This is a genomic window from Rhodoluna sp. KAS3, assembly GCF_026000575.1.
Lineage (GTDB): Bacteria > Actinomycetota > Actinomycetes > Actinomycetales > Microbacteriaceae > Rhodoluna.
Genome location: NZ_AP026910.1, coordinates 1,187,301 through 1,202,510, shown reverse-complemented (window position 1 = coordinate 1,202,510; position 15,210 = coordinate 1,187,301). Strand labels below are relative to the sequence as shown.

The 15,210-nt window shown below is 52.4% G+C and carries 15 protein-coding genes; 11 read left to right on the top strand and 4 right to left on the bottom strand.

Features of this window, described 5'->3' with window-relative positions; translation table 11 throughout:
- Positions 1 to 37 precede the first annotated feature (37 nt).
- On the bottom strand, positions 38 to 640 hold the full coding sequence (locus OO731_RS06055) for a helix-turn-helix domain-containing protein (RefSeq protein WP_264890049.1): 603 nt from the start codon (positions 638 to 640) through the stop codon (positions 38 to 40).
- A 157-nt stretch (positions 641 to 797) separates the two neighbouring features.
- Between OO731_RS06055 and OO731_RS06050 the strand changes: the two genes are divergently transcribed.
- The 3 genes from OO731_RS06050 (at position 798) to OO731_RS06040 (ending at position 3,206) form a co-directional block, all read left to right on the top strand.
- Complete coding sequence (locus tag OO731_RS06050) at positions 798 to 2,006, top strand: multidrug effflux MFS transporter (protein WP_264890048.1); 1,209 nt, start codon at positions 798 to 800, stop codon at positions 2,004 to 2,006.
- A 68-nt stretch (positions 2,007 to 2,074) separates the two neighbouring features.
- Complete coding sequence (locus OO731_RS06045) at positions 2,075 to 2,584, top strand: amino-acid N-acetyltransferase (RefSeq protein ID WP_264890047.1); 510 nt, start codon at positions 2,075 to 2,077, stop codon at positions 2,582 to 2,584.
- A 25-nt stretch (positions 2,585 to 2,609) separates the two neighbouring features.
- Entirely contained in the window at positions 2,610 to 3,206 is a 597-nt protein-coding gene (locus OO731_RS06040; RefSeq protein WP_264890046.1) for a hypothetical protein, read from the top strand.
- Here OO731_RS06040 and OO731_RS06035 read toward each other — a convergent pair.
- Complete coding sequence (locus OO731_RS06035) at positions 3,203 to 3,997, bottom strand: LuxR C-terminal-related transcriptional regulator (protein ID WP_264890045.1); 795 nt, start codon at positions 3,995 to 3,997, stop codon at positions 3,203 to 3,205. The genes OO731_RS06040 and OO731_RS06035 overlap by 4 nt on opposite strands.
- A 183-nt stretch (positions 3,998 to 4,180) precedes the next feature.
- Between OO731_RS06035 and OO731_RS06795 the strand changes: the two genes are divergently transcribed.
- Together OO731_RS06795 and OO731_RS06025 are read left to right on the top strand one after the other, a co-directional pair.
- Positions 4,181 to 4,876 (top strand): hypothetical protein, encoded by a 696-nt coding sequence (locus OO731_RS06795; protein ID WP_272501202.1) that lies wholly within the window; start codon positions 4,181 to 4,183, stop codon positions 4,874 to 4,876.
- Positions 4,877 to 4,947: 71 nt separating this feature from the next.
- Positions 4,948 to 5,412, top strand: a complete 465-nt coding sequence (locus tag OO731_RS06025; protein WP_264890044.1) for a hypothetical protein — start codon at positions 4,948 to 4,950, stop codon at positions 5,410 to 5,412.
- Positions 5,413 to 5,496: 84 nt separating this feature from the next.
- Here OO731_RS06025 and OO731_RS06020 read toward each other — a convergent pair whose 3' ends face one another.
- Entirely contained in the window at positions 5,497 to 6,486 is a 990-nt protein-coding gene (locus OO731_RS06020; RefSeq protein ID WP_264890043.1) for an AraC family transcriptional regulator, read from the bottom strand.
- A gap of 311 nt (positions 6,487 to 6,797) precedes the next feature.
- On the opposite strand from OO731_RS06020, the gene OO731_RS06015 reads away from it, so the two are divergent.
- From OO731_RS06015 to xylB, 6 genes are all read left to right on the top strand, one after another.
- Positions 6,798 to 8,132 carry a sugar ABC transporter substrate-binding protein gene (locus tag OO731_RS06015; protein WP_264890042.1) on the top strand — a complete coding sequence of 445 codons (1,335 nt, stop codon included), beginning with the start codon at positions 6,798 to 6,800 and terminating at the stop codon, positions 8,130 to 8,132.
- Positions 8,133 to 8,228: 96 nt separating this feature from the next.
- Positions 8,229 to 9,149 carry a sugar ABC transporter permease gene (locus OO731_RS06010; protein WP_264890041.1) on the top strand — a complete coding sequence of 307 codons (921 nt, stop codon included), beginning with the start codon at positions 8,229 to 8,231 and terminating at the stop codon, positions 9,147 to 9,149.
- Positions 9,149 to 9,961 carry a carbohydrate ABC transporter permease gene (locus OO731_RS06005; RefSeq protein ID WP_264890040.1) on the top strand — a complete coding sequence of 271 codons (813 nt, stop codon included), beginning with the start codon at positions 9,149 to 9,151 and terminating at the stop codon, positions 9,959 to 9,961. The genes OO731_RS06010 and OO731_RS06005 overlap by 1 nt, the downstream gene beginning before the upstream one ends.
- A gap of 2 nt (positions 9,962 to 9,963) precedes the next feature.
- Positions 9,964 to 11,436 carry a mannitol dehydrogenase family protein gene (locus OO731_RS06000; RefSeq protein ID WP_264890039.1) on the top strand — a complete coding sequence of 491 codons (1,473 nt, stop codon included), beginning with the start codon at positions 9,964 to 9,966 and terminating at the stop codon, positions 11,434 to 11,436.
- A gap of 28 nt (positions 11,437 to 11,464) precedes the next feature.
- A complete protein-coding gene (locus OO731_RS05995) occupies positions 11,465 to 12,469 on the top strand; it encodes an NAD(P)-dependent alcohol dehydrogenase (RefSeq protein WP_264890678.1) in 1,005 nt (334 codons plus the stop codon).
- 2 nt (positions 12,470 to 12,471) lie between these two features.
- Positions 12,472 to 13,881 carry a xylulokinase gene (xylB, locus tag OO731_RS05990; RefSeq protein WP_264890038.1) on the top strand — a complete coding sequence of 470 codons (1,410 nt, stop codon included), beginning with the start codon at positions 12,472 to 12,474 and terminating at the stop codon, positions 13,879 to 13,881.
- Here xylB and radA read toward each other — a convergent pair.
- Positions 13,859 to 15,193: a DNA repair protein RadA gene (gene radA / locus OO731_RS05985; protein ID WP_264890037.1), complete on the bottom strand. Its 1,335-nt coding sequence runs from the start codon at positions 15,191 to 15,193 to the stop codon at positions 13,859 to 13,861. The two genes, xylB and radA, sit on opposite strands and share 23 nt — an antisense overlap.
- Positions 15,194 to 15,210: the final 17 nt, after the last annotated feature.

The window sequence follows — 15,210 nt, the reverse complement described above, 5'->3', positions numbered from 1 at the left end:
ATATCTATCGGCGGGGTTTTTGCTTTAGGCCTGAACTCTATTTGTTCTGCGAGTATCGGCTGATCATCGAAATCGCGTATTCAAACGCTGGGCGCATTTCAAACTTAGGGTCAAGTAGCCATTGGGTCTGCAGACCGTCCCAGATGGCAATAATGATTGCTGCCTGGATATGGTCTTCTTGATTCGGAGTGGTGCGACCGTGATCATTGGCAATGTCTAGGGCAAAGCTAGCGCGTGACTTGCGGTAGCGCTCAAGGAAGTATTCGTGAGCCGGAAAGTTAGGGTCGGTGGCCTCGCCAACGAGGTTGGCCCAAAGGCGAGTCAAGGCCGATTCTTCTTCGTTGCGCTTTTGGCCCTCGAGAGCTGACTCCTGCCAAGTTGAACCCGAAACTTTGCGACGTTCTTCGGCGGCTTCATGTTGGCTTTGTTCGCGCCTGTCCACCAGAGCTAGTAAAACTGCTTCTTTATTTGGAAAGTGGTGCAGCAATCCTGCCTGACTGAGGTTGCAAGCTGCAGCAATCTCGCGCATTGAAGTGGCGTGGTAGCCGGTTTTTCCGAATGCCTCGACGGCTTTAGACAAAATCTCTTCGCGCTTGGCATTCCCTTTTGAATAGGGGCCTCTAGGCTGCTTTGCCGGCATCTTCACTCTCCTGGGGCCAGTTGGTTGTAAAACCTTGGGTCCAAACGTCGGTCGACCCCAAGAAATATCGAGGCTTGGCGCTGGACAACTCAACTAAGGGTAAAGGCAAGGCACGGGTCTGACAAATATGTTTACCCAGGCGGAAGAGAATAGAAGTATGTCTAAAACCATCGGCGGCACGGGTCGCATCAAAATGATCTTGCTGATTGGCGCTTTGGGCATGCTTCAGCCGTTCACGGTTGACCCTTACATCCCATCTTTGCCAGCGGTGTCTGATGACTTGGCAGTAGACCCGGGTCTTATTCAGCTGACGCTCAGTGCCGTCAGCCTCGGATTTGCTTTTGGCATGCTGCTCGCTGGCCCAGTCAGTGACGCAATCGGACGTAAGCGCCCAATGTTGATTGCACTGGCAATTTACATTGCGTCTTCACTGTTATGCGCTCTGGCGCCAGGATTAGAAGTCTTTTTTGCCGCCAGAATCCTCCAGGGGCTCAGCGGTGCGGCTCTCACGGTGATCGGTAACGCAATGCTTAGAGACCTTTACACCGGCATGCCGCTACTAAAAATGATGAGCCGGGTGATGCTTATCAACGCTGCATCCTGGTTCCTTGGCCCGCTGATTGGGTCAGGCTTTTTACAGTTCACCGACTGGCGCGGTATTAGTCTTTTCGTCGCAATATTTGCGGGCGTGCTCGGCGTAATTGCATTCCTTAGTCTGCCTGAGACCCTTAAGACTGAGTCGCGGCGCGACGAAATCTTCAAGGGCATGGGCAAGCGCTTCCGAAATGTTTTGCGCGACCGCAGCTACACCGGGCTCCTAATTATTCAAATGCTGATCTCGGCATCGGTGTTCGCCTACCTTTCGGTCACACCATTTGTTTTTGCAAATACCTTCGATGTTCCGGCTACTGAGGTGGGGCTCTACTTAGGCCTCAACTCTTTCGGCGCATACCTAGGCATTCAGGCCTCGTCAAAGCTGGCTCAGTACATTCCGGCACAATGGCTGCTCACCGGTTCGCTGATTTTGGCTGCGATTGTCGGTCTGTTGCTAATTGTTGCCTCAAATGCACAGGCTAGTTTTTGGACGATCGAGGGCCTAATTTTTGGCTGGCTTTTCTTGTTTGGGGCAACCAACACACCGGTAAACGCCCTCGCGCTTTCTCCACACGGTTCAGAGGCAGGCACCGCGGCATCGCTTATCGGTGCGGTTGGCTTTTTGGGCACTGCAATGGCCGGCCCGTACTACACAACTCTGGATAAATTCTCGGCCGTCGGCGTTGGCACCACATGGTTGATCTTCATGGTGATTGCCATTGTGGTCATGTTTGTAGTGGTGCGCCCCAACAAAATAAAGCCGCTGACCTAACTGCAATTTTGGGTTATGGTTTTGAATCTAAGTCGTTGGGTTGCCGAAAATTCGGCTACCGTTAATTCATGACCCACGCCACAATTACCGTTCGCCCAGCACTGACCAGCGATGTTCGCAACATCCAGGCCATGCGCCAGCCGCTCGAGGGCTCACGCGTTCTCTTGGGGCACGAGTTGGTCGGGCTATACGAGGCCGTTCCGGAGTTCATGGTTGCCGTCGATGAAAATGATTTTGTCGTTGGCGCAGGAGCCCTGCATGTGATGTGGGAGGACCTTGCCGAGGTTCGTTCTGTAGTTGTTGCTGAGCACATGCGCGGGCATGGTGTTGGTAAGGCAATCTTGGATGCTCTGCTGGATCGCGCCAGCCACCTCGGTATCAAACGAGTCTTTTGCCTGACCTTCGAGGTCGACTTTTTTGCAAAGAGTGGCTTTGTCGAGATCTCTGATGTGCCGGTTGATCCGCAAACCTATGCCGAGATGGTCCGTTCGCACGACGATGGTGTGGCCGAGTTTCTTGATCTGGCGAGGGTCAAGCAAAACACTCTGGGCAACACCCGAATGCTTAAGACGCTCTAGCCAGACCCTTGGTTAGCCTTGAAGCATGAGCAGAAAACCAAACTTCCTAATCCGCAGAATCATTGCGTTGGCAGTGGTTGTGCTGTTTGTGACACTGATAATTGCCGGTGTGTCAGCAGCCGTTAACTGGGTCTCAGGCATTCTTTCCCCGGCTCCTTCGGCCTCGCCAGTTGCTAGTGCATCGGCAACCCCGGGCTCAGATTGTGACCCTGCAAAAATCTTGATCGAAGCTCGGGTAACCAACTCGGCCGGCAGCCCGCAGAGCACCTTCGACAGCGGTATCAATCCGTTTTTCTCTTTCAAAGCCACCAATCAGTCTGAGATCGATTGCGTCTTTGATGTTGGCCCAGCCGTGGTCTACTACTCAGTGACCAGTGGCGAGCAGGTTATCTGGGAGTCAGCCGATTGTGACCGAACCAAGTTGGTCGGCTACCCAGTGCTAATCAAGGCGGGGGAGTCAGTTTCTAGCAGTACCGAGAATGCAGACTGGTACCGCGTCTTCTCGAGCGCCAAGGGCTGCGGTGCTGATCAGCAGCCCGTAATCGCCGGCGGTGCTTCGTACCACCTAGTGGCAACTGTCAGTGGCGTTAAGTCTGACAACGTTCAATTTATTTTGAACTAGATGAGTCGCAGTAATTTGGCCTGATCAATTGCGTCGCTTCTTTTGCTTACGCCTAATTTTTTATAAAGCATCGAGCTGGTTTGCTTAATGCTTGACTCGCTCAAATTCAGCACACGCCCAATTTCGTAGTGAGTCAGCCCTTCCTCCATGAGAGTCAGAATTTGCAGGTCCCGCGAAGTTATTTGGGTATCGTCGAGAAGCTCGAGGTCACCAGCGCCTGAGTCGCCTCGGGATGCAAGGCTGGTCAGATAGGCGCTGGCACCAACCGCCAAAACGTCAAAGGTTTCATCGGCAGCTAAGTCCCCACTAATTTTGGATGCAAAACTGATCCCTAACGATCCAATAGCTTGCCCCTGATGTTTTAGAGGGATACTGAGGAATCCGATGCCAATCGAATGCTCGAGTTGGGACACCTCAAACATCGCCTTGTATTCATCGGAACTTTTTATTACCAGAGAACTTCCAGACAATATTGCCATGGCGCTTGCCGAGCTCTCCCACAAGCTAATTTTTGCAACGTTTGCAGTGTCAACCTCATATCCGTAGCGGCCTACCCACCGGATTTTTGCCTCTTTATCGACACGAGTAATAAAGCAGGCTATGGCGCCGTAACCCTCGTGAAGATAATGTACAAGGCCCTTGCAGAAAGTGTCCGCATCCAGTGAATTTCCCAGTGACTCAAAAAGATATTTGGCTGTGGCCAAAGGCTCGGATTTTAATTGGCTCAAGGAAGTCCCCAATGTTAGTTGTTGGTTGCTAAGCCCCTCAGTCCAAAAGATTAGTTCGCGCATCTGACATGCAGCTTGGAATTTCCAAAGTTTGTACTTTTCGATACGTACATTGAACTTTGCAACCGAGGACTTTAGGCTCCGCCGATGTTTGAGTTGGTTCAGGAAAAAAATTCCTCGGGATGTCTGGTGCATCCTGATCGCAAATATTGTTTTGGGGGCTTCAAAATGAAACAAACTTCGAAATTGTCTCTCGCCGTTATGGCAGGAGTTGTTGGACTAGGTCTAACATTCGCAACAGTCTCACCTGCGGTTGCGGCAGACACCCAGTACGTGTGTGTCTCAAAGGCAAATAAGCTCACCGTTCGCACCAAGTGTGTCACGGGTGAGCGCAAACTGTTCACCGTTCCAACTTCAATCGTGGGTCCTGCTGGTGCAACAGGTGCAACAGGTGCTACTGGCCCTGCTGGTGCTACTGGCCCTGCTGGTGCTACTGGCCCTGCTGGTGCTACTGGTGCTACTGGTGCCCAAGGCCCTCAGGGTGAGCAAGGTATTCAGGGTATTCAGGGTCCTGCCGGAGTAGATGGTGCGCAAGGACCAATCGGCCCTCAGGGAATTCAAGGAGAGACTGGCCTAACCGGACCAATGGGCCCAGAAGGACCACAGGGCCCTCAGGGTCTTCCTGGTGCTGATGGTGCTGATGGTGCTGATGGTGCTCCTGGTGCTGATGGTGCTGATGGTGCTCCTGGTGCTGATGGTGCTCCTGGTGCTGATGGTGCTCCTGGTGTCGGTTACACAAACGCGGTTGACGGCGACGCATGTTCGATTGACGTTGATGGAGCTGGACCAAACGTCCCTATTGCCGGCTTTATTGACATTGCTGAAACAACGCCTGGAAACGGCATCTACACCATCGTTTGTGACACAAACCTAATCCCGTAACACAAAGAACGTTGTACTTGGACTCGGGCAGGCCTATCCTGCCCGAGTCTTCTACAAACGGAGGAACTCGAATGTCAAAAATGGCCAGCCTTATGCCCTTGCTAAGTAGCACAACAGGTGCGATTTATCTGTTCGTTTATCTGAGCTATCCGGAATTCTTTATCTGGAATCCAACGCAGTCACTAGATCCGCTGCTGGGGTGGGTTCAGTTCACGTCAACAATTGCCTGGTTCATTACAATGCTGGTACCGACCGCACTGTGGATTGCAGGATCAAGGTTTAATCCAGGTAAAAGTCGCTTATACATAGGTGCAGCATTTGCTTGGCCTGGAGTCCTGTCGATCTTGCACTTGTATCTTTTGTTCAGGACTGGGAATGCCGGCTTTGCCTACTTGATTAACTACCCAATTTTCGTCTTTACCGACATTCTTGCACCTGTTGTTTACCTCCAACTGTGGAGGCTGGGCAGAAATCAGACATCAAGTTCAGGTCTTGTGAAAAATGACTTTTTGTTTGATTCTGGTAGCGCCAATTAGCACAGTCGTCACTGTAAGTTTCCGGCGGTGCTTCGTACCACCTAGTGGCAACTGTCAGTGGCATTAAGTCTGACAACGTTCAATTTATTTTGAACTAGCGGTTTGCTCAGCCTCTGTGTTTACCGGTTTAAGTAGACCGTCTCCCTTCCTCTTTTTGGAATCCAAGGATCTGTAAACCGATGGCGTCATGTCCATTTCTGCCAGAAATTGCCGGTTAAAGTTGGCCAAATTTGTATAGCCGCTTGCGACGCAAATGCTCGAAATAGTTTCGTTAGTGTCCTCAAGCATTCGGCATGCATGAGCGATTCGCATCTTTCGCACCATTTCGCTGAACGTTAGTCCACTAGCGCGCTTGAAGTATTTCGAGAACGTCGGTTCCGACATGTGTGAGAGTTTTGCAGCCTCAGACATTCGGATGTGCGTCGTGAGGTTTTCAAAAATATATTTGACCCCTGACTCAACCGCGGATTTACCCTCGTTGCTTGCGTTGGGGGTAAACCATTGTTTGGTGATTAGTTGTTTTTCCTTCGCGGGTGCCTCGGCGAACAGCACCAGAAGGGCAAGGAAGTGAAGGATTCGACGCGTGCCGCTGCTCTCACCAACAGCTTCGATTTCTCTCGCTGCCCGCTTTGCCGTCTCGCCGGAGTAAATAATGCCTCGGTGAGAGTCTTGGATTAATGACTTTAGGTCGCGCATTTCAGGCATGTTGTCCATCAAGTTGTCTATAAATTCTGGCAAGAACTGGATCACGCCATCCCTGTTCTTAATCACTTGCCCCGGTTTGAGGTCGCTCATCCAGTCATGTGGCAGGCCTGACCCAAGGAGCGCAACCTGTCCCGCGGCGAATGTTCCGATTGAGTCGCCAATTAGATAACTACCCGTTCCCTCACGGATTAGATGGATCTCGTACTCGGGGTGGTACTGCCAACGCGCGATGTCAGCTGGGTAATCATGCGAGAAGTACCTAAACGACTGGAAAGGGTTGGGCGGGATGACCTCGAGGGCAGCAGGTTTTCCGAGTAGGCTCTGGGCAATTTTTTGTGGCTGCAAGTCTTTTGGCGGTAACGGATTCATAACACTAATTTTCCATTCGGCTAATTTAAGTGATTTCTACGTTTGTAAATATGGTCGAGGCAAAAAATCAAAAAACCCTTGAATTTGCGCCTTTTGCCGAGTTCTAATGCTTTTTTGCCGATACTATTTTTCCAATTCGGTATTTTTTTGTTGAGCAAAATAGTATCAGAAATTCACTGAATTTGACCCCCAAATTTATTTCTTTGTTATCAACTGGTCGGTAACTTCGTACTACAGATCAGCGCAAGAGCGCGATCTTCCCGGTTCGTAAACCGGGTTCATCATGTAGCAAGGACGACAAGGGAGTATCAATGCTTTTGAAGAAGCGCGCAATGGCCCTAGGTGCAATGTTGGGTATCTCAGCTTTGGCACTAAGCGGATGTGCATCATCTGACGGCGGAACTGTAGAGGACGTAACTCTTACGGTTGCAACCGTCAACAACGGAAACATGGTTGACATGGAGTCGCTCAAGGGCGAGTTCGAAGCAGCCAACCCAGGAATCAAGGTCAACTTCCAGGTAATGGAAGAGGGAGACCTACGCAGTGCAGTTACTGCTGACGTTGCCAACGCAGCTGGTCAGTATGACATCGTAACCATCGGTGCATACGAGGTGCCACAGTGGGGTGCCAACGGTTGGTTGACTGACCTAACCCCAGATCTACAGGACGCAGCCTACGATGTTGAAGACATTCTTCCTCCAGTTCGCTCTGCCCTTTCAGTTGATGGCAAGCAGTACGCTGTGCCGTTCTACGGTGAGTCATCAATCCTTATGTACAACAAGGAAATGCTTGACGCGGCAGGCCTTACTCTGTCCAACAACCCGACTTGGCAAGAAGTTGCCGAGGTTGCTAAGGCTGTAAAGACCGACGAGACCGCTGGAATCTGTCTTCGCGGAAAGCCAGGTTGGGGCGACTTGTTCGCGCCACTAACTACCGTTGTGCAGACCTTTGGTGGTAGCTGGTATGACATGAACTGGGACGCTCAGGTGAACTCTCCAGAGTTCGTTGAAGCCGTCACTTTCTACAAGGACTTGCTAGACGAGGCCGGACAGCCAAACCCAGTTGACTACAGCTTCAACGAATGTATGAACGCGCTCAAGGAGGGCAAGGCCGCAATGTGGTACGACGCCTCAGTAGCTGCGTCGATGCTTGAGGCCGATGACTCACCAGTCAAGGGCAAGTTGGCATACGCTCACGCTCCAGTTGTAAAGACTGCAGAGTCTGGCTGGCTATGGAGCTGGAACCTTGCTATCCCAGCAAACACCCAGAACAAGGATGCTGCTGTGAAGTTCGTCAAGTGGGCAACCTCTAAGGAATACCACAAGCTTGTTGGTACCGAACTCGGTTGGTCAAAGGTTCCACCGGGCGCACGTATCTCAACCTATGAGATTCCTGAGTACAAGGAAGCCGCAAAGGCCTACGCGCCAATCACCCTTGAGGTTATGAACAACGTAAACCCTGTTCAGCCAGGTGTAAACCCACAGCCATGGGTTGGTATTCAGTACGTTGCAATTCCGGAATTCCAAGAAGTTGGAAATCAGGTTGCGCAGCTAGTAGCCGACGCTATTGCCGGACGCACCACAGTCAAGGAAGCTCTTGATGCTGGTCAAAAGATCGCTCAGGTAGCTGGCGACGCTCACAAGTAACAAGAAACAATAGGGGGCCCGGGGTTGACTCTGATGAGTGGTCAACCCCGGGTATCCTCACCATTAAATTAGATTCCAGACAAGGAAGTCCCAAAGATGGCAGCAAAAGCAAACCAGTCGGTTGCGGTTGCAAAACAAAAGACAGACAACAAGAAGGTGCGCCTATCGCGCGCGCTTATCCTGCCGGCGCTTTTGTTCAGCATTATCCTCACTCAGATTCCTTTTCTGGTGACCATCTACTTCTCAACTCTCAACTGGAACCTTCTGAAACCGACGGAAATCGAATTCGTCTGGTTCAAAAACTATTTCTCTGTATTTGAAAAGGGAGACCTTCTCCCGGCCACGCTTTCCACCGTCGGAATCACATCGCTATCGGTCATCCTCTCGGTGATTCTCGGCTTGTTGCTCGCAGTGCTTCTTGACCGAAAGTTTCGCGGGCAGGCACTGGCACGAACACTGCTAATCACTCCGTTTCTGCTCATGCCAGCAGCAGCTTCCTTGATTTGGAAGTACTCGATGTTTGACAACAATGTCGGCATCTTGAGTTGGGTCTCTCAGACACTCGGTATGAAGCCGATTGAGTGGACAACAGACCTACCATTTATGACCGTTGTCATTATGTTGACGTGGCAGTACACCCCGTTCATGATGTTGATCCTTCTAGCCGGACTTCAAAGCCAAAGCCGCGAGGTTTTGGAGGCGGCAGCTGTTGACGGTGCAGGCGCATGGCGCACCTTCCAGTGGATAACTCTCCCGCACTTGAGGCAGTACGTAGAAATCGCTGTGCTGCTGGGAACAATTATGTTGCTCCAGGTTTTTGACCCGATCGCCATAATGACCAAAGGCACAGGCGGAACTAAAACGCTGTCATACCTTCTTTACGAACGTGCCTTCGTCGGGCTAAATGTCGGTGAGGCGGCTGCCTACGGCGTCGTGACGGTACTACTAACGATTGTTGTGGCAACTCTCGCTCTCAAAAACTTGTTCAAAGTGTTCATGGATGGAGGCCAGCGCTAATGCGTCAGCTCAAGGGTTCTTTGGTTACCGCGGCTACTTGGGTAATCGTTTTGATGTTCTTTTTCCCAGTCTTCTGGATGTTCCTGAACGCTTTCAAGAGTGAGCAGGATGCCTCGGCAATCCCACCAACTTTCGTTTTCGAACCGGATCTTTCAGGTTTTCAGAAACTTATGGACCGCGGAATGATGGATTACCTCACCAATTCGATTACGTCCAGTGTTCTTTCAACGCTCATAGTCCTGGTCCTCGCCATTCCAGGTGCGTACGCGCTTTCAATTCGCCCGATCAAGAGCGTTAAAGATGCACTGTTCTTTTTCATCTCAACGAGATTTATGCCCGCTGCCGCATCACTTTTGCCGCTGTACATGATTTTCAAAAGCATCGGCATGCTGGACAACATCAACGCGTTGTCCCTGGTTTACGCAGCCATGAATCTTCCTATTGCAATCTGGATGATGCGTTCATTCTTCAACGAAGTTCCCTTGGAAATAGTTGAAGCAGCCCAAATTGACGGCGCAAATTTCAGAACGGAGCTTGTTCGGATAGTTCTACCAATTGTGCTGCCGGGCATTGCGGCCGTGGCTCTGATCTGTTTCATTTTCTCCTGGAATGAGTACTTTCTAGCCACATTGTTGACAACCTCTGATGCCAAAACGGCACCACCATTCCTTGCCTCTTTTGTTGATGGAAGAGGGCTATTCTTGGGTGTTTTGTCAGCCGCCGCAATGGTCGCAGCCCTACCAGTTTTGATTGCTGGTTGGATTGCACAGAAGCAGTTGGTCCGAGGTCTTGCCATGGGAGCTGTGAAGTAAGTATGGATCGTCTAAACCAGGCAAACCTGCCGGCCGTGCCAGCCACGGTTCAGACCCCAACGTATGACCGTTCTAATTTGAAAACTGGCATTGTTCACTTTGGCGTCGGCGGATTCCACCGGGCTCACATGGCAATGTCAATCGATCGGTTGCTGAATCAGGGCAAGGCCAAGGACTGGGCCATTTGCGGCGTAGGGCTGCTCGAGCATGACCGTCGAATGCGTGATGTTTTTGCAGAGCAGGATTGTCTCTTCACTCTTGTGCTCAAGCACCCAGATGGTCAGCGTCACGTGTCTGTGATTGGCAGCATTACTGAGTACATATTCGCTCCGGAAAATCCGACCGGGCTCCTAGAAAAGTTGGCAAGTCCCGATACAAAGATCGTTTCACTCACGATCACTGAAGGGGGCTACAACTTTGACCGAGTCACAGGTGAGTTCGACGCAAAGACAGCCGCAATAGCTGCAGAGCTGGCACCAAATTCTGAACCATCAACAGTCTTTGGATTTGTAACCGAGGGGTTGCGTTTGAGGCGTGAACGAGGCCTTGCGCCGTTCACAGTTCAGTCCTGCGACAACATTCAAGCAAATGGTGACGTTGCCAAGAGGATGTTCACGGCATTCGCAAACTTGAAGGATCCCGACCTAGGGTCATGGATCGAAGAGTTTGTTCGTTTTCCCAACTCAATGGTGGACCGAATAACTCCAGTGACCGCGCCAGAGGATGTAGTTGAAGTCGCAGAGACGCTGGGTCTCGAGGACCACTGGCCCGTCGTGGCGGAACCTTTTTTCCAATGGGTTGTAGAAGATGAGTTTCCATTGGGTCGACCCCCTCTAGAGGAGGTCGATGTGCAAATGGTGCAAGACGTTATGCCATATGAACTTATGAAACTCAGACTTCTAAATGCCAGCCACCAAGGATTGACATACTTCGGTTACCTCAGCGGTTACCGTTATGCGCACGAGGCAACGTCCGATCCGGCAATTGCCCAGTTCTTGATGAAGTACATGGTTGAGGAGGCAACGCCAACACTCCTGCCAGTGCCTGGTGTTGATTTGGATGCTTACCGACACAAACTAATCGAGCGTTTTTCCAACCCGGAAGTGAAAGACACGCTTGCCCGGCTTTGTGCTGAATCATCAGACCGAATTCCTAAATGGTTGGTTCCAGTCATTCATGAACGTTTGGCCCAAGGTGGTGATGTCGCACTGTCAGCAGCAATTGTTGCTAGCTGGGCAAGGTACGCGGAGGCCGTCGATGAACAGGGTGAGCCGATTAACGTTGTCGACCCTTTGAAAGATGTTCTTGTACCAATCGCGCAATCGCAACGAGTTCACCCGCTCGCATTTATTGAAAACCGCGAACTCTTCGGCGATCTAGTCGACAACCCAAAGTTTACCGAGCCGTATTTGGCCGCCCTATCATCGCTGCACACCAACGGGGCGCACGCGACCGTTGTGGCAATCTCAAAGTAAAGATCTGGAGAATAAATTGACTGCTACCATGCGAGCCTCGTTCCTATTAAAGCAGGGAGAATTGGTCGTTAAACAGATTGACGTGCCTGAGTTGGACGCAGACGAAGTCCTTGTAAAGGTCGCGGCTGTAGGCGTTTGTGGTAGTGATGTCCACTACTTCCAACACGGAAAAATCGGTCCGTACGTTGTTGAAAAACCCCTTATCCTCGGGCACGAACTATCTGGAACGATAACTGCCGTCGGTGCCTCAGTGGATAGTTCCCGAATCGGACAACGAGTAGCCGTAGAGCCTCAGCGACCTTGCGATAAGTGTGAGCAGTGTCTTGCGGGTCGCTACAATTTGTGCCCGCAAATGGAGTTTTACGCCACCCCGCCCATCGATGGCGGGTTCGCCGAGTATGTGAAAATTCAATCCAGATTCGCATTTCCGATTCCTGACAACGTGTCGTTTGAAGCGGCAGCCCTTATAGAGCCACTATCGGTATGTGTATGGGCTGCCCAAAAAGCTGAGATAAAAGCTGGTAGCCGTGTGCTCATCGCCGGTGCCGGTCCAATCGGTGTAATTATGGCGCAAGTGGCTCGTGCCTTCGGGGCTGCTGAGGTAGTTATCACCGACATTGCTGAAGATCGCCGAGACTTTGCGCTGAACCACGGTGCAACCCGAGCAATTGATCCGAGGATTGAAAATGTTGAGGGACTCGGTGTAAACGCTTTTGTGGACGCCTCCGGTGTTGCTCAGGCGGTTTACTCAGGCATCAAGGCTGTCGGTCCCGCCGGACATGTTCTGCTAGTCGGCTTAGGGGCTGAGGATATGGTTCTGCCGGTTTCGCACATCCAGAACAATGAGATTTGGGTGACGGGTGTTTTTCGATACGCCAACACGTGGCCAACTGGAATCGAATTGGTGGCGACTGGAAAAGTTGATTTAGATGTTCTTGTAACTCACAAGTTTGGGCTTGATGAGGTTGAGTCTGCATTGAATGCTGGCAAATTAGCCGGGTCAATGAAGGCTATGGTTCAGCCGGGGCTATAGCCATGGCTCTTGTTGCCGGGGTAGATTCGTCGACCCAATCGTGCAAGGTAGTCATTAGGGATTTGAGTTCCGGAGCAATTGTTCGCACCGGTTCTGCTTCGCACCCCGAGGGTACTGAGGTTGATCCAGAAGCATGGTTGTCGGCACTAGAGGCTGCCATTGACAGAGCCGGCGGCCTCGAAGACGTTTCAGCGATTTCAATTGCCGCTCAGCAACATGGACTCGTTGCTCTTGACTCGCTGGGGCGGGTCGTAAGGCCAGCCCTGCTGTGGAATGACACTCGAAGTGCGTCAAGTGCCGACGATCTGATAGCCGAGCTTGGTCGATCAAGGTTTGTCGAGGCCACCGGGTCCGTCCCTGTAGCTTCGTTCACTATCTCAAAGCTGAGATGGCTTAGAGACAACGAACCTGAGCTGGCCTCAAGAGTCGCGGCGGTCGCCTTGCCGCATGATTGGCTCACGTGGCGTATGAGAGGCTTTGGTCCCGAGGGGCAATCTGAATTGGGGCCCGACTTTGCCGAGTTGGCGACGGATCGGTCTGACGCCTCGGGAACTGGTTACTTCAACTCGAGAACGAACGCTTATGACACCGAACTTTTCGAGGCAGCCCTGGGGCACCAAGCGGCCCTGCCTCGTTTGGTTGCTCCGGGTGGGCAGGTTGGAACTGACCAAGCAGGACGTATTTACGGACCTGGTGCCGGAGATAACGCGGGTGCGGCGCTGGGTTTGAATATGACGCCCGGTGACGTAGCGATATCAATTGGCACTAGCGGTACCGTCTTCGCGATTACCAAACGCCAGGCGCAGGATGAGTCGGGCATGATTGCTGGCTTTGCAGACGCCGCCGGAAGTTTCTTGTCTATTGGGGTCACCCTGAACGCGGCACGTGTCCTAAAGAATGGCGCCGATTTGCTCGGCGTGGATTTCGACGAGCTCAGTACCCTAGCGCTTTCAGCGCAGCCCGGAGCCTCTGGTCTTGTGCTAGTTCCGTATTTTGAGGGAGAAAGAACGCCCAATCTTCCTCAGGCCAAGGCGCGTCTACACGGCATGTCATTGGAATCCACAACACGTCAAAATTTGGCACGGGCCTATGTAGAAGGGATGCTGTGCGGGCTTGCATTTGGACTTGATGCTTTATGCGCACAGGGAGTTGAAGTTCAACGAATATTCCTCATTGGAGGTGGTTCGCAAAATCAAGCGGTAAAAAAGGTTGCCACTACTTTGTTTGATTACCCAATTGTGATTCCTAGAGTCTCGGAATATGTCGCCGAGGGGGCAGCGGCACAAGCTGCCTGGGTTCTTACAGGCATTCCACCTGAATGGCCAATTGAATTGGCCGACGAGCTGGTGCCGGACATCGCCCCAAAAGTGCGACTTCAATATGAAGAAGCTACCAGTTCAGTCCAAGGCTGAGCGCAGCGCGTAGGTCGCCGACGCCAGAGTCAACCGACCGAATAAATCCGAGTCGAGTGGCCTCATTGGCCCGAACTTTGGCGTTTGAGACTTTACGAATCTCGCCGGCCAGCGAGATCTCACCAAATGCAACCAGGTTGTGGGCAATTGGCTTGTCTTGAACCGCAGAGGCAATTGCCAAAGCGATGGCTAGGTCTGATGCCGGCTCGGTTAGGCGCACGCCACCAACTGTTGAGACGTAAACGTCCATGTCGCCGACTCTCAGCCCAGCTCGGCGCTCAAGCACGGCAAGCAACATGGCCACGCGAGCAGAGTCCACTCCGTTGGTTACTCGGCGCGGTTGGGGTGTCGATGACTTCACTACCAGCGCCTGAACCTCGGCAATTAGTGGCCGCTTGCCCTCAACGGTAACTGTGACGCAGGTGCCCGACACTGGGGCGTCTCCGCGGGACAAGAAAAGCCCGCTCGGGTCGGCTACTTCAGCAATGCCCTCGCCGGTCATTTCAAAACAGCCAACCTCATCGGTCGGACCAAAGCGGTTCTTCATGCTGCGCACAAAGCGCAGCGATGTCTGGCGATCGCCTTCAAAGTGGCAAACAACGTCAACCAGGTGTTCCAGGGCACGCGGGCCCGCGATGTTGCCGTCCTTGGTCACGTGACCAACCAAAATAACCGGCAGCGCCCGCTCTTTGGCCACACGGATTAGATTGGCCGCTACCTCGCGAATCTGAGAAGGCATTCCGGCGGCTCCGTCGATCTCGGCAGCGGCAATTGTTTGCACAGAGTCAACAACCAATAGCTCGGGCGCAATTGCGTCAATTTGCCCGAGTACGGTCGACAGGTCGGTCTCGCTGGCGATGAAAAGGCTATCGCTCATGGCACCGGTGCGCTCGGCGCGTAGGCGAATTTGCCCCACCGATTCTTCGCCGCTGACATAGAGCACGCGCTTGCCAGACTTGGCAGTATTTGCCGCAACCTCAAGCAGCAGGGTGCTCTTGCCAACCCCAGGTTCACCAGAGAGTAAAACAACCGCGCCTGGAACCAAGCCGCCGCCAAGAACGCGGTCGAATTCGCCAACCTGAGTAGACCAAGCAGTGACGCGCTCAGTGCTGACATCGGTGATGGGTTTTGCGGCTGAAGAGCCAACAATGGCCACGGCACGAACGTTGCGAACCGTGCCCAAGCCGCGCCCGCCACCCGGCTTGCCCTCTTGCATTGTGTCCCAAGCTTGGCACTCGCCGCAGCGGCCAACCCACTTGGGGGTGCTCCAGCCGCACTCGGTACAGGTAAAGGTGGCTTTGGCGGCAGACATACCTCAAAACTACCAAG